Raw genomic sequence first — 15,719 nt, forward strand, 5'->3', positions numbered from 1 at the left:
GCTCATCGTCGCGCCTCGATCGCCGGGGCGAGGCCGGCGGCCCATTTGGTGATGTCACCCGCGCCAAGGCACACCACCTGATCGCCGCCGCGCACCGCGCCGGCCAGCGCATCGGCCAGCGATTCCGCGTCGGCGACCGCCGTCGCCGCGCGATGCCCGCGCCGTTTCAACCCCTCGACCAACGCCTCCGAGTCGACGCCCGCGACGGGCGCCTCGCCGGCAGCATAGACCGGGGTGACATAGACCATGTCGGCGTCGTTGAACGCGCTCTGGAAATCGTCCATCAGGTTGCCGAGCCGTGAATAGCGATGCGGCTGCACCACCGCGATCACCCGGCCCTGCGCGCTCTCCCGCGCCGCCGCCAGCACCGCGCGGATCTCGACCGGGTGGTGGCCGTAATCGTCGATGATCGTGGCAACGCCGCCCTCGCCCGTCACCTCGCCGACCTTGGTGAAGCGGCGCTTGACCCCGCCGAACTTCTCGAAGCCCTTCTGGATCGTCGCGTCGTCGATCCCCAGCTCCAGCGCCACGCCGATCGCCGCCAGCGCATTCTGGACATTGTGGCGGCCGGGCATCGGCAGGTCGATCTGCTCGATCGAACGGACCGTGCCGTCGCGGTGGCGGATGATCGCCTCGAAACGGTTGCCCCCAGGATAGGGAGTGACGTTCACCCCGCGCACGTCCGCCGACGCCGCGAAGCCATAAGTGACGATCCGCCGGTCGCGCACGCGCGGAATCAGCGCCTGCACCTCCGGGTGATCGAGGCACAACAGCGCCGCGCCGTAAAACGGCACGTTCTCGACGAACTCGACGTAAGCCTCCTTCGCCCGCTCGAAATCGCCATAGTGATCGAGATGCTCGGGATCGATGTTCGTCACCACCGCGATCGTGCCGTCGAGGCGCAGGAAGCTGCCGTCGCTCTCGTCGGCCTCCACCACCATCCAGTCGCTGTCGCCCAGCCGGGCGTTGCTGCCGTAGCTGTTGATGATGCCGCCGTTGATGACGGTCGGGTCCACCCCGCCCGCGTCGAGCAAAGCCGCGACCATCGAAGTCGTCGTCGTCTTGCCATGCGTCCCCGCCACCGCGACGGTGGACTTGAGGCGCATCAGCTCCGCCAGCATCTCCGCGCGGCGCACCACCGGCACGCGACGCTCTAGCGCGGCCTCCACCTCCGGGTTGCCGCGCTTGATCGCGGTGGAGGTGACGACCACCGCCGCCTCGCCAAGGTTCTCCGCCTTGTGCCCGATCGCCACCGGGATGCCGCGCGCGCGCAGGCCCTCCACCACATAGCCCTCGGCCACATCGGAGCCCTGCACCTGATAGCCGAGGTTGTGCATCACCTCCGCGATGCCGGACATGCCGATGCCGCCGATGCCGACGAAATGGATCGTGCCGATATTGGTTGGGACGCCCTTCACGCAAACGCCTCCTTGCGCACCACCGGGCCGACCGGCAGCGCGGCACGCGGCGCGTCGAGGCTTTCGACCAGATCGGCGAGGTCGCGCGCCGCATCGGGCTTGCCGCAGGCGCGGGCGCGGCCGGCGGCATTGGCCAGCGCCTCGGGATCGAGGCCGAGCTTCTGCATCTGCTTGGCAAGTTCGGAGGGGGTGAACCGGCTCTGCGGGATCGTCCGCGCGCCGCCCGCGCGGGTGATCTCGCGCGCGTTGGCGGTCTGGTGGTCGTCGGTCGCGGTCGGCAGCGGCACGAGGATCGCCGGGCGCCCGGCGACGGTCAGCTCCGCCAGCGTCGAGGCGCCCGCGCGCGCGATCACGACATGCGCCCAGCCGAGATGCTCGGGCAGGTCGGGCAGATAGGTGGCGAGGTCCGCCGCGATATCCAGCTCGGCATATTTGGCGCGCGCCGCGTCGATATCCTCGATCCGCGCCTGATGCGTCACCTGCAGGCGGCGGCGGAAGGCGACGGGGAGCATGGCGAGGCCGTCCGGCACCACCTTGCTCAGCACGCTCGCGCCCTGCGATCCGCCGGTGACGAGGACGCGGAAGATGCCGTCCTCCTCCAGCAGCGGATAGGGTTTCGCGCGTAGCGCCAGCACGCTGTCGCGCACCGGATTGCCGACGCAATGCGCCTTGGCGAGAAGAGCGGGCTTGAGCCGCTCCGTCTCGGCATAGGAGGTGGCGATCGCATCCACCCGCCGCGCGACCAGCCGGTTGACGCGGCCGAGCACCGCGTTCTGCTCGTGAATCGCGGTCGGGATCTTCTCCGCGAAGGCCGCGGCCAGCGCCGGGAAGGCGGGATAGCCGCCGAAGCCGATCACCGCCGCCGGCCGGAAGGTGCGGTAAAGCTCGCGCGCCATCGCCCGCCCGCGCCACATCTCGCGCGCCGCCCTGAGCCAACCGGCCGGGCCGCCGCTCAGCCGCCCGGCGGGGAGGACATGGGTCTGCACTCCGTCGAACAGATCGGGGAAGCGCACCCCGCGCTCGTCGGACACCAGCGCCACGCGATGCCCACGCCGGATCAACTCCTCCGCCAGCGCGGCCGCCGGGACCATATGTCCGCCGGTGCCGCCCGCCGCGAGAACGAAATGCCGCGACTGCATCACATGGCTCCCCATCGCGTCACATAGGGGCTGCGCAGCAGGAACGGGTTGCGCCGCGTGAAGGTGAGCAGCAGCCCCATTCCGATCGACAGCGCGATCATCGATGAGCCGCCATAGCTGATGAACGGCAAGGTCATGCCCTTGGACGGCGCGAGGCCGGTGTTGACCGCCATCGAGACCAGCGCCTGCGCGCCGAACTGCGTGGCCAGCCCGCCGGCCGCGAGCAGCTTGAAATTATCCTGCTCGTCGAGCAGCTTGACGAAGACGCGCACGACGATCGCCAGAAACATCACCGCGATCACCATGCACACGATCAAGCCGAATTCCTCGCCGATGACGGAGAAGATATAGTCGGTGTGCGCTTCGGGAAGCCCGAATTTGACGCGGCCGCCGCCGGGGCCGGTACCGGTCCAGCCGCCCGCCGTCAGCGTGGCGTGCGCGGCGTTGGTCTGGAAATGGTCGCTCGCGCCCGTTCCCTCCGCATCCGGGAACAGGAAGGCGTCGATCCGCGCCCGCGCCGTGCCGTAGAAGACATAGGCCGCGACCAGCGCCGCCGGCGCCATCGCCACGAACGCCGCGATCGTCCGCCATGGCGTCCCCGCGATCATCAGCAGCGCGAGCCACACCGCGCAGAAGATGATCGTCTGCCCGAGGTCCGGCTGGAGCATCAGCATCGCCGCGACCAGCCCGGTCAGCGCGAAGGTGATCGCCGTCACCGGCAGCGATTCGTCGCGCGCGCGCAGCGACAGCAGCCACGCGACCGTGACGATGAAGCACGGCTTGAGGAACTCGGAGGGCTGGAACTGCGCCAGCCCGAAGCCGATCCAGCGCCGCGCGCCGTTGACCGTCACGCCGATCAGCGGGGTGACCGCCAGCAGCGCGGCGAACACGCCGCATCCCAGCACCGCCAGCCGCCGCGCGGTGTTCACCGGCAGCATCGAGGTGATGAACAGCACCGGCAGCGACACCGCCACCCACATCACCTGCCGCCAGAAATAATAGAGCGGCGGGAATTTCACATGCTCGCCCGAATAACGCACCGCGCTCGCCGGGCTGGCGGCGGCGACGGCGAGCAGCCCGACGGCGATCAGCGCCAGCGTCAGCAGCAGCAGCACGCGATCGGTATCCCAGAACCAAGTGCCGAGCGGCGAGCGGTCGCCGCGCCCGCCACGGCCCTTCAGCCGCGCGCGAAGCCCCGCCTCGCTGACGATCTCCACCTGTTCCTCGCTCATGCCAGCGCCTCCACCGCCTCGCGAAATGCCTGACCGCGATGCTCGTAATCACGGAACTGGTCGAACGACGCCGCCGCCGGCGACAGCAGCACCGTGTCGCCCGGCGCCGCCGCCCGCGCCGCGCCGGCCACGGCGGCGGCGAGCGTCCCCGCCTCGTCCACCGGCATCGCGTCCTTCAGGATCGCGGCGAAGCGCGGCCCTGCCTCGCCGATCGTATAGGCGCGCACGACATGATCGAAGAACGGGCGGCAGGCGTCGAGGTCGTCGCCCTTCGCCCGCCCGCCGACGATCCAGTGGACGCGCGGGAAGGCGCCGAGCGCGGGCGCGGTGCTTTCGGGATTGGTCGCCTTGCTGTCGTCGACATAGGCGACGCCGGCCACCTCGCGCACCTTCTCCATCCGGTGCGGCAGGCCGGTGAAAGTCTCCAGCGCGCGATCGATATCGGCCGCCCTCACCCCCAGCGCCTTCGCCGCCGCGATCGCGGCGAGCGCGTTATGCGCGTTATGCGGTCCCTTGAGGCTCGGCCAGCGCGACTGGTCCAGGCACACGCCGGGCGCGATCTTCGTCAGATGCTCGCCGCGCGCCGAAAGCGACCGCGCGATATCGGCGGAAGGCGCGTCGCCGATCCCGATCACCGCTTCGTGCTCCGACGATTGCATCGCGAACAGCCGCGCCTTGGAAGCGACATAGCCGTCGAAGCCGTCATAGCGGTCGAGGTGATCGGGCGTGATGTTGAGCAGCACCGCGACGTCGCAATCCAGCGTCCGCGTCAGGTCGATCTGATAGCTCGACAGCTCCAGCACATAGACGCCGCCGGCCGGCAGCGGCTCCTGCGCGAGAATGGGCAGGCCGATGTTGCCGCCCATCAGCGCGGGGATGCCGGCGGTCGTGAGGATATGGGTGACAAGTGCGGTGGTGGTGGATTTGCCGTTGGTCCCGGTGATCCCGACCACCTTGTGCGGCGGCAGGTCCGCGCGCGCCTCGGCGAACAATTCGATGTCGCCGGTGATCGGCACGCCGATCGCGCGCGCCCTCGCTGCCAGCGGATGCGTGTTGAGCGGCACGCCGGGCGAGACGACCAGCGCGTCAACCCCTGCGAAATCCACGTTGTCGAGGTCCGCGATCTCCACGCCGCCGAAGCCTTCGCGCCGCGCCGGATCGCTGTCCCACGCCACCACCTGCGCGCCGCCCGCGACGAGCGCGCGCACGGTCGCCGCGCCGGTCCGCGCGAGGCCGAGCACCGCATAGCGTCTGCCGCGCCAGTGGGAGGAGACGATCACCTGAGCTTCAACGTCGAAAGGCCGGCAAGCGCCAGCACCAGCGCGATGATCCAGAAGCGGATCACCACGGTCGGCTCGCTCCAGCCGAGCTGCTCGAAATGGTGGTGGATCGGCGCCATGCGGAACACGCGCTTGCCGGTGCGCTTATATACGGCGACCTGGATGATGACCGACAGGGCCTCCACCACGAACAACCCGCCGATGATCCCCAGCACGATCTCGTGATGCGCGATCACCGCGATCGTGCCCAGCGCGCCGCCGAGCGCGAGGCTGCCGGTGTCCCCCATGAACACCGCCGCCGGCGGCGCGTTATACCACAGGAAGGCCAGCCCCGCCCCCACCATCGCCCCGCAGAAGATCGCGAGGTCGCCCGCGCGCGGCACGTGCGGGATGCCGAGATAGTCGGCGAACTTCACGTTGCCGGCGAGATAGGCGATAATCATGAACGCCACCGCCGCGATGATGACCGGCATGGTGGCGAGGCCGTCCAGCCCGTCGGTCAAATTCACCGCATTGCCGAACGAGACGATCGTGAAGGCGGCGAAGAGCGGATAGAAATAGCCGAGTTCGAGATAGTAACGGTTGGTGAAGGGCAGGAACAGGCCGGTGCCGTTCTCCTGGCTGATGATCCACGCTGCCACCCCGGCAATGAGGAATTCCAGCAGCAGGCGCACGCGGCCCGGTATCCCGGCGGTGGTCGCCTTCGTCACCTTGTCGTAATCGTCCATGAAGCCGATCGCGCCGAAGCCGAGCGTCACGAACAGGCTGGCCCAGACGAATGGGTTCCGGAGGTCCATCCAGATCAGGATCGCAAGGCTGAGGCTGGTGAGGATCATCAGCCCGCCCATCGTCGGCGTGCCGCGCTTGGCGAGATGCGTCTGCGGCCCGTCGGCGCGGATCGGCTGGCCCTTGCCCTGCCTGAGGCGCAGCCAGCCGATGAATTTCGGCCCGATCACCAGCCCGATGAACAACGCCGTCGCCACCGCGCCGCCGGTGCGGAACGACAGATACCGGATGAGGTTGAGGACGCTCGGGAAACCGAGGCTTTCGGCGATCAGGTACAACACTATGAAACGCCCCCGGCGAGAGCCGCGACAACCCGCGACAGCCCCACCCCGTTCGATCCCTTGACGAGCACCGCATCGCCCGGCGCGATCACCTGTTTCAGGCAGTCAAGCGCGGTCGCGGCGTCGGGCACATGGACGAAATCGACGCGCCCCTCAAGGGCCTCGGCCAGCGGCGCCATCTTTTCACCGACCAGCAGCGCCGTTTCGACGCGCGCGTCGAGCAACGGCCCGGCCAGCGCGGCGTGCCAGGCGTCGCTCCCGGCGCCCAGCTCGCGCATCTCGCCGAGCACCGCGACATGCCGCCCCGGCTCGTGCGCCAGCACCTCCAGCGTCGCCGCCATCGAGGCGGGATTGGCGTTGTAGCTCTCGTCGATCACCAGCGCCTCGCCCCCCTTGACCGCCGCCTTGAACCGGTCGCCGCGCCCGGCGAGGCCGCCCAGCTCGCCCAGCGCCAGCCCCGCCAGCCCGAGGTCGCCGCCCGCCGCGTCGACCGCCGCGATCACCGCCAGCGCGTTCGACACCCAATGCGCGCCGGGCTGCGACACGGTGAAGCTCAATTCGCGCTCGCCCACCTTCGCGGTGACGAAGGTGCCGGCGTCGAGCCGCATCGTCTCCAGCGGCCGCACGTCCGCCCCCTCGTCCAGCCCGAAGGTGACGATCCGCCCGGCATAAGGCGCGGCGGCATCGATCAGCCGGTCGCGGTGCGGGCTGTCATGCGGCACGATCGCCACGCCCTCCGGCTCCAGCCCGCGAAAGATCTCGCCCTTGGCGTCGGCGATCGCGCTTTCGTCGGGAAAGAACTCGGTATGCGCCGGGGCGATGGCGGTGACGAGCGCGATGTGCGGGCGCACCAAAGTCGTCAGATGCGCCAGCTCGCCCGCGTGGTTCATCCCCATCTCGAACACGCCGAAGCGCGTCTCGCGCGGCATCCGCGCGAGGCTCAGCGGCACGCCTGTATGGTTGTTGTAGCTCTTGACCGAGCGATGCACCGCGCCCGGCGCGCCGCGATCGAGCGCGGCGAACAGCGCCTCCTTGGTCGAGGTCTTGCCGACCGAGCCGGTGACGCCGATCACCTTGCCCGCCATGCGCGCGCGGGCCGCGCGGCCCATGTCCTCCAGCGCGGCGAAGGTGTTTGCGACGCGGACGCAAGGGTGCGCGGTGACTTCCGACACCAGCGCACCCGCCGCGCCCCGCGCGAAGGCGCCGTCGATGAAGCGATGCCCGTCCGCCGCCGTGCCCTTCATCGCCACGAACAGGTCGCCCGCGCCGATCTCCCGGCTGTCGAACGCGACACCGCGCACCGCGAAATCGGCGGAGGCGGTGCCGCCGGTGGCGGCCGCGATCTCGGCGGAGGTCCAGAGGGTCATGGCGGGCCTATAGCAAGCACGGTCGCGTCAGCGCAGCCCGCTGACCGCGTCGCCGCTCACCAGTTCATAGCGCAGCCCGAGCTTGCGCCGCTCGCGCGGACGCTTCTCGCCATCGGCCGGAGTGAACGGACGGGCGGGAATGTTGATCTTCCTTTTCACGCTACCTCCCTTGCGACAGTGACGTCATCGAACGGCAGGACGAGATCGCCGACGATCTGGCCCTGCTCATGCCCCTTGCCGGCGATCAGCACGATATCCTCGGCCCCCGCCATGCCGATCGCGCGGGCGATCGCGGCGCGCCTGTCGCCGATCTCGATCGCGCCGGGCGCGCCCTCCAGTATCTCGGCGCGGATCGCCGCCGGGTCCTCGCCGCGCGGATTGTCGTCGGTGACGATCGCCACGTCGGCCTGCGCGGCGGCGATCTGCCCCATCGGCTCGCGCTTGCCATGGTCGCGGTCGCCGCCCGCGCCGAACACCAGGATCAGCCGCCCCGCGACATGCGGGCGCAGCGCGGCGATCGCCGCCTCCAGCGCGTCGGCGGTATGCGCGTAATCGACATAGACCGGCGCGCCGGACGGGGCGATCACGGCCCGCTCCAGCCGCCCGCGCACCGGCTGGAGCCGCGCGAGGTTGGCGATCGTCGTCGCGACATCGCCGCCGGTCGCGATCACCAGCCCGGCCGCGACCAGTGCATTGGCCGCCTGATAGGCGCCGATCAACGGCAGCGTCACCTTATGCTCGCGCCCGTCGGCGGCGATCACCAGCCCCTGCCCGAGCAACGTCGGGTCGCGCGCCACCAGCCGCAGCGTGTCGCCATGCTCGCCGACCGTGACCAGCTTGTTGCGCCGCGCGCGAGCGAGGTCGATCACCCGTTCGGACTGCGGATCGTCGACCCACACCACCGTCGTCCCCTCATCGGCCAACACCTCGGAGAACAGGCGCAGCTTGGCGGTGAAATAGGCCGCCATGTCACCGTGATAGTCGAGATGGTCGCGGCCGAGGTTGGTGAAGGCGGCGGCGATCACCGGCACGCCCTCGGTGCGATATTGGCTCAGGCCGTGGCTCGACGCCTCGAAGGCGAGATGCGTCACGCCCTCGCGCGCCAGCCCCCCGACATTCGAGAGGAATGTCACCACGTCCGGCGTGGTGAGCCCCGTCACCACCCTCTCTTCAGCGGTGGCGACGCCGAGCGTGCCGATCGAGGCGGCGTGATGCCCCGCCATCCGCCAGAGCTGCCGCGTCATCTCGACCGTGGAGGTCTTGCCGTTGGTGCCGGTGACGGCAATCGCCGTCTCCGGGAAGGGCGCGAAGAATTTCGCCGCCATGCCAGCGAAGGCGGCGCGCGGATTGTCGCTGGCGATATGCGCCGCGCCCTCGACCTTCGCCTCCGGCCGCGCGACCACGGCGATCGCGCCGGCGGCGACGGCGGCGGGGATGAAGTCCTCGCCGTTGACGCGCTGCCCCTCGAACGCGCCGAACACGGTGCCTGGCGCGACCTTGCGGTGGTCGATCGCGAAGCCCGTCACCTGCGCGGTTTCCGGGCCGCCGGTGAGCTGGCCCAGCTTCATTCGGCGCTCCCTTTTTCTTCCTTCGCGCCCGGCGCCTTCCACAGCAGCGGGTTGAGATCGCTTTCGTCGATGTCGCGATGATCGTCCGGGATCACGCCGAGCAGCGCGCCGGTGCGGCTCACCACGCGGCTCACCACGGGGGCTACGGTATAGGCGGCGGTGGTCTGGAACGAGTTCGCCTGCACGCGCTTGGGCGAATCCATCATCGCGATCACCACATAGCGCGGCGCGTCCATCGGGAAGGCGGCGGCGAAGGTGGAGACATTGGCGTTCCGGGCATAGCCGCCGCGCTGCGCCACCTCGGCGGTGCCGGTCTTGCCCCCGATGCGATAGCCGGGCGCCTCGCCCTTGCGCCCGGTGCCGTCGAGCACGACGAGGCGCAGGAGCTGCCGCAGCCGGTCGCTGGTCGATTGCTGGATCACGCGGTGGCCCTGCGGCTGGACGCCCTGCGGCACCTTGAGCAGCGTCGCCGGATGCCAGATCCCGCCGTTGACCAGCGCGGCATAGGCGCTGGCGAGGTGCAGCGGCGTCACCGCGATGCCATGGCCATAGGCGGTGGTCATCACCGTGGTGCGCGCCCAATAGGTCGGCCACAGCGGGCGCGCCTTCTCGACCAGCTCGATATCCGGCTTGCGATCGAAGCCGAGCTTGCGGAACATGTCCTGCATCCGTCCCGCGCCGACCAGGTCGGCGATCCGCGCGGTGGCGATGTTCGAGGAATAGATCAGCGTTTCCGGAATGTTGAGCCAGCGCTTCTGCTCATGTCCGCGATCGTCGTGGATCGTGAAGCCGCCGACCTTCAGCGGCACCGTCGCATCGAAGCGGCGGCTCATGTCGGTGACGACGCCATAGTCGATCGCCGCCGCCATCGCGATCGGCTTGAAGGTCGAGCCAAGCTCATAGACCGACTGGGTGACGTTGTTGCGCAGTTCCTCTGTGCCCGCCATGCCGACCCGGTTGGGGTTGAACATCGGCAGCGAGACCATCGCGATCACCTCGCCGGTATGCGCGTCCATGACGATGCCGGCCGCGCCCTTTGCCTGCATGTCGCCCATCGCGCGGCCAAGCTCGCTCTCCATCGCCGCCTGCACGCGGCTGTCGATCGACAGCGCCACCGGCGTTCCGTTCTGCGCCGGATCGGTGAGCCGCGCCTCCAGCGCCCGCTCCATCCCGCCCATTCCCCTGCCGTCGGTGGAGAGATAGCCGAGCGCGTGCGCCGCCAGCGTCGATTGCGGATAGAGCCGCTGCGTCTGCCGCTCGAAGACGATGCCCGGCTCGCCGATCGCGTTCACCGCCTCGACCAGCGCGGGGCTGGCGCGACGGTTGAGATAGGTGAACGGCACTTTCTTGCTGATCTGCGTGTAGAACCATTGCTGGCTGCCGATATCCGGCATCAGGTCCGCCAGCCGCTGCGCGATCTCGCCGCGGTCGCCCAGCAGACGATCGGGGTGGACGCCGATCGCCCAGGCGTCGATCGTGCGCGCCAGCGGCTCGCCGTTGCGGTCGACGATATCGCCGCGCGGCGCGGCGCCGAGGATGGACGCGCGCGCCGGCTTGCCTTCGATCGCCAGCCAAGCCAGCCGCCCGACCACCACCGTCACGGCGGCGGCGAACAGCAGCATCAGCATCATCAGCCGCATGTGCTGCGTCGCGAGCAGCGCATGGCGCTGCTCGCTGGCCTTCACCGATCGGGCAGGGCGCGCGACCAGCGTGGTCAACGTGGCCGCCGTGCCTCGGCGCGCGCGCCGCTCATCAGATCGCCCAGCGTGGTGTCGCTGAGCAGCGACTTGTCGAGCATCGCCACCGCCTTGCCCCTGCGGGAAACGGGCGCGCTGTCGGCCGCGACCTCGGTGCGCATCACCACGGCGGCGGTCAGCTTCGGCGCGGCGGCGCGATCGCCGGCTGCCTCGCCCCTGTGCGCCGCCGGGCTAGCCTCGGCCAGATCGGCGTGCATCAGCACCGCCGGGGTGAGGCGGGGCGCCTCGGCGCGCGCGGCGACCTTCACCAGCGTCGCGGGACGCGCGGCGGCGGCAACGGCGGGCGTCTCGTCGATCACCGGGGTCGGCGCGGCCGGGGCGTGGGCCGGCGAGGGCAGCGACGGCACGACCAGCGCGGCGGTGCGGATCGCGCCCTGCTGCCCGCCCGGCATCGGCGCGGCGCGATCGAAGCTGATCGAGGCGAGCTGCGCCTCATCGCGCACGAACTGGGCGGCGGTGGGCGCGGCGAGCGCCAGCGTGTCGCCGTTCCAGCGTTCGAGCTGCGCGAGGTTGGAGCGGACGTCGAACTCCGTCTCCAGCGCGCGGATATCGCGCTGGGCGAAGCTGATCCTGCCGTTGAGCTGCTCCAGCCGCTTGCGCTCCGCCGCGACCTGAAGCGAGATGAGGTAGAAGCCCAGCGACACGATCACCACGCCGCCGAACCAGCCCAAGCCCTTCAATCTGTACGTCGCTGCCATCGTTACGCCTCCACTAACTCGACGCCGCCCGCCCAGGCCGCCGCCCCGGTGCGCCGCGCCACGCGCAACGTCGCCGAGCGCGCCCGCGGATTACGCGCCACTTCAGCCGCGCTCGGGCGCACCGCCTTCGCCGCCGGCTCGAAACTCGGCGCCCGCGCCTCGCACGCTTCGGGGCGATGCCGCGACCCGGCCGGCATCGCCCCGCTGCGCTCACGCAGGAACCGTTTCACCAGCCGGTCCTCCAGGCTGTGAAAGGTGACGACCGCGAGCCGACCGCCCGGCGCCAGCACGCGCTCGGCGGCGGCGAGGCCCTGCGCCAGCTCCTCCAGCTCGCGGTTCACATGGATGCGGATCGCCTGGAAGGCGCGCGTCGCCGGGTCCTTCTTGTCGTGCGGCCGATGCCCCAGCGCGCGGCGCACGACCTGCGCGAGCTGCCCGGTGGTGGTGAGCGGCCGCGCCGCGACGATCGCCTTGGCCACGCGGCGCGAGCGCGGCTCCTCGCCGTAGCGCCACAGCACGTCGGCGATCAGCGCCTCGTCGGCGGTGTTGAGGAAATCGGCGGCCGACGGCCCCGCCCGCGACATGCGCATGTCGAGCGGCCCGTCCCCCTGGAAGGAGAAGCCGCGCGCCGGCTGGTCGAGCTGCATCGACGACACGCCGATATCCAGCACCACCCCGTCGACCGGCGCCGCGTGGCGCGTCTCAAGCTCGCCGGCCATGGCGGAAAATTCGGCCGGCACGAGGATGAGGTCCGGGTTCGACGCCTCCAGCGCCCGCCCGGCGGCGATCGCATCGGGATCGCGGTCGAAGGCGATGACGCGCGCGCCCGTCGCCAGCAGCGCGCGCGTATAGCCGCCGGCGCCGAACGTGCCGTCGACCACGGTCTCGCCGCGCCTGGGGGTAAGCGCGGCGAGCACTTCGTCGAGCAGCACCGGGATATGGGGATCAGCCTGCGCGGTCACAGCGCATACCCCTTCTCCTCGCAGGCGAACTCGACATATTCCTTGAGGAACGGGTCGATTCCCGGCGTCTCGATCAGGATCTTCGGGCTCCAGATCGTGATCCAGTGGAACGAGCCGTAGAAGACGGCGAGCGTATCGATCCGCGCGTATTTGCGCTCGAACGCCGGCATGATGAAGCGCCCGCTGCCATCGAACGGCAACGGCTCCGCGCCGCCGGCGCGGTCGAGGATGTTATAGTCGGTCCGGCCGGTCTTCTCGAACTGGGCGGCGTCGAGCTGCTCCAGCCGCGCCTTCCAGAACGGCACGAAGCGCGGATCATAGGCGATCAGGCAGCGATGCTCGGGATGCGGCGCGATGATGACGGTGCCGCCGTCCTTCCCGTCCTCGCGCGGGGAATTCTTCGCGAGCATGGCGCGCAGGGTGTTCGGGATCGCCACGCGCGACTTGTCGTCGACGAGCGCGATACCCTTTCCCTGATAGTCGATCCTTTCCGACACGCCCACCTCGCCCGCGGCGGACGCGCTTCTCCGGCCCGGAAACCAGCCCGTTCGGCCGCCCGGCTATCGCGAAGACAAGATACAGCGAGTCCGCCCCTCTGTAGCCCGATAGATATCAGGGCGTGTCGGGGATGGGAAGGGAAATATGGGGAAAATCGGGGAACAGGCGGTCAGCCGGGCGGCTTTCTTCCCGATTCCGCCACGGCGAAGCGCATGCGTTCCGCTTCCGTTCGCGCGAAACGGCCGGCGGAATCCGGGGTGGACCGGGGAATCACCGGCGATTCCATGAGCGTCATGGCCGGATTCACTGGCGCGGCGCGGCCGGGGCGGCGCCGTTGGCGGTGGCGGGGGCGACGCCCAGTTCGGCGAGCGGCTCGTTCGGCGCGGCGACCGGCTGTTCGCTGTTGGCAAGCGTCATGTTGGCGACCGCCTCCGCCTTGGGCGCATCGACCGCGGTCACCGGCTTCTCCCGGCTGGCGGCGCTGAAGATCGCGCTGGCGAGGCCGATGAGCAGCACCACGGCGGCCAGGCCGATCAGGCCGACCCGCACACGCTGCACCGTCTGGTTCGATGGGGGTGTTTCGGTACTCATCCGTCGTGCGAGACTAACGCCATATCGCGCGAATGTCGAATTTTTACACCGGCAGCCGCCGCTCCAGCCCCTTGGCCGAGAGCCATTCCGGGTTATAAAGCGTGGAAAGATAACGGAAACCTGTATCGCACAGGATGGTCGCGATGCGCTTGCCCGGCCCAAGGTCGCGCGCCAGCCGCACCGCGCCGGCGACGTTGATGCCGGACGACAGGCCGAGGCACAGCCCCTCCTCGCGCAGCAGCCGCTCGACCCAGTCCAGCCCTTCCTGATCGGGGATGCGATATTGCGTGTCGATCGGCGCGCCCTCGAGGTTGGCCGTGATCCGCCCCTGGCCGATCCCCTCGGCGACCGAATTGCCCTCCGCCTTCAGCTCGCCATGCGCATAATATTCGTAGAGCGCGGCGCCATGAGGGTCGCTGAGCGCGATCGTCACGCGATCGTCCTTCGCCTTCAGCCCCATCGCGACGCCGGCGAGCGTACCGCCGGTGCCGACCGCGCAGGTGAAGCCGTCGACCCGCCCGTCCATCTGCGCCCAGATCTCCTCGGCGGTGCCGACGATATGCGCGCGGCGGTTGGCGATATTGTCGAACTGGTTGGCCCAGATCGCGCCCGGCGTTTCCTCGGCGATGCGCCGCGAGGTATGCACGAAATGGCACGGGCTGGAATAAGGCGCCGCCGGCACCGTCACCAGCTCCGCGCCGAGCGCGCGGAGCGTGTCCATCTTCTCCTTGGACTGGGTATCCGGCATCACGATGATCGTGCGATAACCCTTGGCATTGGCGACCAGCGCGAGGCCGATCCCGGTGTTGCCCGCCGTCCCCTCGACGATCGTGCCGCCGGGCTGGAGTTGATCGCGAGCCTCGGCGTCCTCGACGATGAACAGCGCGGCGCGATCCTTCACGCTGGCCCCTGGATTGGCGAATTCGCACTTGCCGAAGATATCGCACCCCGTCGCCTCGCTCGGCCCCTTCAGCCGGACGAGCGGGGTGTTGCCGATGAGCGAGAGTGTGTCGGAAGCGGTGTGCATGAATGCTTATGTGCGCCGCCGGGGCGGTCGCGGCAACCACGCTTGCGCTTTAGCGGCCGATAGCGTGATTGATCGCATGGTCAGGCATATGGCACGCAAATCCTCCTTCCCGCCGGTCGTCGACGATCGCACGCGCGTCCTGATCCTCGGCAGCCTGCCGGGCGAGCGCAGCCTTGCCGAGCAGCGCTATTACGCGCATCCGCAGAACCAGTTCTGGCGCCTCGTCGGCCATGTCGTCGGGCGCGATCTCGCCGCCCTCCCCTATGAAGCGCGCCTCGCGGCGCTGCTGGAGGAGCGGATCGGGCTGTGGGACGTCGTGGCCTCGGCGCGGCGATCGGGCAGCAGCGATGCGGCGATCCGCGATCACGCGACCAACGACCTGCCGGCGCTGATCGACTCGCTCGCGAGCCTGCGCGCGGTGGCGTTCAACGGCGGCACGGCGCTGCGACTCGGCCGGCCGCTGCTGGCGGGGCGCGTGGTGGCGCTGGTCGCGCTTCCTTCCTCCAGCCCGCTCCACACGGTCGGCATCGCGGCGAAGCAGCCGGCATGGGATGCGCTGGCCGCCTTCATCGGCTGATTCCCGCGCTCGAAAACAGGCGCCGCAGGATACAAAATTTCATCGCGCCCTTGACGGAGGCGACACCGGGGGTATGGCGTCGCTCTGCTATGAAAAGCCACCTTCTCCTCCCTGCCGCCGCCGCGCTGATCGCGCTTTCCGCCTGCAATTCGCAGCCGAGCAAGCCGGAAATCGTCGACACCAACCCCGATCCCATGGCCGCCGAGTTGGCCAACAAGGGCGCGGTCGAGCTTCCGCCCGCGATCAAGGCGGACAAGACCTTCCGCTGCAAGGACAACAGCCTCGTCTATGTCACCTTCTTCCAGGGCGACAAGCAGGCGATCGTCAAGACCAAGCAGGACGGCTCGCCCACCACGCTGAAGGCCGAGAAGGCCGGCGATCCGCTGGTCGCCGACGGCGGCTGGAAGCTGACCGGCGACCCCAGCCACATCACCCTGACCCAGCCGGGCAAGGGCGAGCAGGCCTGCAAGGCCTGATTTTCCGCAATCATCCAGCTTTCGAGGCCGGCGCACCCGTTGCGCCGGCCTTTTTAATCGGC

Annotated in this window: 16 protein-coding genes; 2 read left to right on the top strand and 14 right to left on the bottom strand. The window is 69.8% G+C overall.

All coding sequences use genetic code 11. The features are described from left to right. Nucleotides 1-2 precede the first annotated feature (2 nt). The 14 genes from murC to F9288_RS21070 all read right to left on the bottom strand — a co-directional run bounded on the left by murC (nt 3) and on the right by F9288_RS21070 (nt 14,604). Nucleotides 3-1,418: a UDP-N-acetylmuramate--L-alanine ligase gene (gene murC / locus F9288_RS21010; RefSeq protein WP_174838659.1), complete on the bottom strand. Its 1,416-nt coding sequence runs from the start codon at nt 1,416-1,418 to the stop codon at nt 3-5. Next, a complete protein-coding gene (gene murG, locus F9288_RS21015) occupies nt 1,415-2,560 on the bottom strand; it encodes an undecaprenyldiphospho-muramoylpentapeptide beta-N-acetylglucosaminyltransferase (RefSeq protein WP_174838660.1) in 1,146 nt (381 codons plus the stop codon). Before murG ends, murC begins: the two co-directional genes overlap by 4 nt. Further along, nucleotides 2,557-3,789, bottom strand: a complete 1,233-nt coding sequence (locus F9288_RS21020) for an FtsW/RodA/SpoVE family cell cycle protein (RefSeq protein WP_174838662.1) — start codon at nt 3,787-3,789, stop codon at nt 2,557-2,559. The genes murG and F9288_RS21020 overlap by 4 nt, the downstream gene beginning before the upstream one ends. Further along, nucleotides 3,786-5,069 (bottom strand): UDP-N-acetylmuramoyl-L-alanine--D-glutamate ligase, encoded by a 1,284-nt coding sequence (gene murD / locus F9288_RS21025; protein WP_174838664.1) that lies wholly within the window; start codon nt 5,067-5,069, stop codon nt 3,786-3,788. Before murD ends, F9288_RS21020 begins: the two co-directional genes overlap by 4 nt. Then, complete coding sequence (mraY, locus tag F9288_RS21030) at nt 5,066-6,136, bottom strand: phospho-N-acetylmuramoyl-pentapeptide-transferase (RefSeq protein ID WP_174838665.1); 1,071 nt, start codon at nt 6,134-6,136, stop codon at nt 5,066-5,068. The genes murD and mraY overlap by 4 nt, the downstream gene beginning before the upstream one ends. Beyond that, nucleotides 6,136-7,503 (bottom strand): UDP-N-acetylmuramoyl-tripeptide--D-alanyl-D-alanine ligase, encoded by a 1,368-nt coding sequence (gene murF / locus F9288_RS21035; RefSeq protein ID WP_174838667.1) that lies wholly within the window; start codon nt 7,501-7,503, stop codon nt 6,136-6,138. Before murF ends, mraY begins: the two co-directional genes overlap by 1 nt. 27 nt (nt 7,504-7,530) lie before the next feature. After that, nucleotides 7,531-7,662 carry a hypothetical protein gene (locus F9288_RS22330; protein WP_302675308.1) on the bottom strand — a complete coding sequence of 44 codons (132 nt, stop codon included), beginning with the start codon at nt 7,660-7,662 and terminating at the stop codon, nt 7,531-7,533. Next, the gene (locus F9288_RS21040) at nt 7,659-9,071 is read right to left on the bottom strand and encodes a UDP-N-acetylmuramoyl-L-alanyl-D-glutamate--2,6-diaminopimelate ligase (RefSeq protein WP_174838669.1); all 1,413 of its coding nucleotides are present in this window, start codon (nt 9,069-9,071) and stop codon (nt 7,659-7,661) included. Before F9288_RS21040 ends, F9288_RS22330 begins: the two co-directional genes overlap by 4 nt. Beyond that, the gene (locus F9288_RS21045) at nt 9,068-10,789 is read right to left on the bottom strand and encodes a penicillin-binding protein 2 (RefSeq protein WP_174838671.1); all 1,722 of its coding nucleotides are present in this window, start codon (nt 10,787-10,789) and stop codon (nt 9,068-9,070) included. The genes F9288_RS21040 and F9288_RS21045 overlap by 4 nt, the downstream gene beginning before the upstream one ends. Beyond that, the gene (locus F9288_RS21050) at nt 10,786-11,526 is read right to left on the bottom strand and encodes a hypothetical protein (RefSeq protein ID WP_174838673.1); all 741 of its coding nucleotides are present in this window, start codon (nt 11,524-11,526) and stop codon (nt 10,786-10,788) included. Before F9288_RS21050 ends, F9288_RS21045 begins: the two co-directional genes overlap by 4 nt. A gap of 2 nt (nt 11,527-11,528) precedes the next feature. Then, nucleotides 11,529-12,488: a 16S rRNA (cytosine(1402)-N(4))-methyltransferase RsmH gene (rsmH, locus tag F9288_RS21055; RefSeq protein WP_174838675.1), complete on the bottom strand. Its 960-nt coding sequence runs from the start codon at nt 12,486-12,488 to the stop codon at nt 11,529-11,531. Continuing rightward, nucleotides 12,485-12,985: a division/cell wall cluster transcriptional repressor MraZ gene (locus tag F9288_RS21060; RefSeq protein WP_174838676.1), complete on the bottom strand. Its 501-nt coding sequence runs from the start codon at nt 12,983-12,985 to the stop codon at nt 12,485-12,487. The genes rsmH and F9288_RS21060 overlap by 4 nt, the downstream gene beginning before the upstream one ends. Before the next feature lie 304 nt (nt 12,986-13,289). After that, nucleotides 13,290-13,577, bottom strand: coding sequence for a hypothetical protein (locus F9288_RS21065; protein ID WP_254620993.1), 288 nt, complete (start codon nt 13,575-13,577; stop codon nt 13,290-13,292). A 43-nt stretch (nt 13,578-13,620) separates the two neighbouring features. After that, nucleotides 13,621-14,604: a cysteine synthase A gene (locus F9288_RS21070; RefSeq protein WP_174838677.1), complete on the bottom strand. Its 984-nt coding sequence runs from the start codon at nt 14,602-14,604 to the stop codon at nt 13,621-13,623. Between the two features lie 88 nt (nt 14,605-14,692). Between F9288_RS21070 and F9288_RS21075 the strand changes: the two genes are divergently transcribed. Next, nucleotides 14,693-15,181 carry a DNA-deoxyinosine glycosylase gene (locus tag F9288_RS21075; protein ID WP_174838679.1) on the top strand — a complete coding sequence of 163 codons (489 nt, stop codon included), beginning with the start codon at nt 14,693-14,695 and terminating at the stop codon, nt 15,179-15,181. 89 nt (nt 15,182-15,270) lie between these two features. Next, nucleotides 15,271-15,657: a hypothetical protein gene (locus tag F9288_RS21080; protein WP_174838681.1), complete on the top strand. Its 387-nt coding sequence runs from the start codon at nt 15,271-15,273 to the stop codon at nt 15,655-15,657. Nucleotides 15,658-15,719 lie beyond the last annotated feature (62 nt).

The organism is Sphingomonas sp. CL5.1 (assembly GCF_013344685.1).
In the GTDB taxonomy this organism is placed as follows: Bacteria; Pseudomonadota; Alphaproteobacteria; order Sphingomonadales; family Sphingomonadaceae; genus Sphingomonas.

What these genes read in the sequence shown, in the direction of transcription:
- F9288_RS21020 (WP_174838662.1), bottom strand. Translation starts at nt 3,789, where the DNA reads ATGAGCGAGGAACAGGTGGAGATCGTCAGCGAGGCGGGGCTTCGCGCG.
- murF (WP_174838667.1), bottom strand. Translation starts at nt 7,503, where the DNA reads ATGACCCTCTGGACCTCCGCCGAGATCGCGGCCGCCACCGGCGGCACC.
- F9288_RS21070 (WP_174838677.1), bottom strand. Translation starts at nt 14,604, where the DNA reads ATGCACACCGCTTCCGACACACTCTCGCTCATCGGCAACACCCCGCTC.
- F9288_RS21075 (WP_174838679.1), top strand. Translation starts at nt 14,693, where the DNA reads ATGGCACGCAAATCCTCCTTCCCGCCGGTCGTCGACGATCGCACGCGC.
- F9288_RS21065 (WP_254620993.1), bottom strand. Translation starts at nt 13,577, where the DNA reads ATGAGTACCGAAACACCCCCATCGAACCAGACGGTGCAGCGTGTGCGG.
- F9288_RS21040 (WP_174838669.1), bottom strand. Translation starts at nt 9,071, where the DNA reads ATGAAGCTGGGCCAGCTCACCGGCGGCCCGGAAACCGCGCAGGTGACG.
- F9288_RS21050 (WP_174838673.1), bottom strand. Translation starts at nt 11,526, where the DNA reads ATGGCAGCGACGTACAGATTGAAGGGCTTGGGCTGGTTCGGCGGCGTG.
- F9288_RS21080 (WP_174838681.1), top strand. Translation starts at nt 15,271, where the DNA reads ATGAAAAGCCACCTTCTCCTCCCTGCCGCCGCCGCGCTGATCGCGCTT.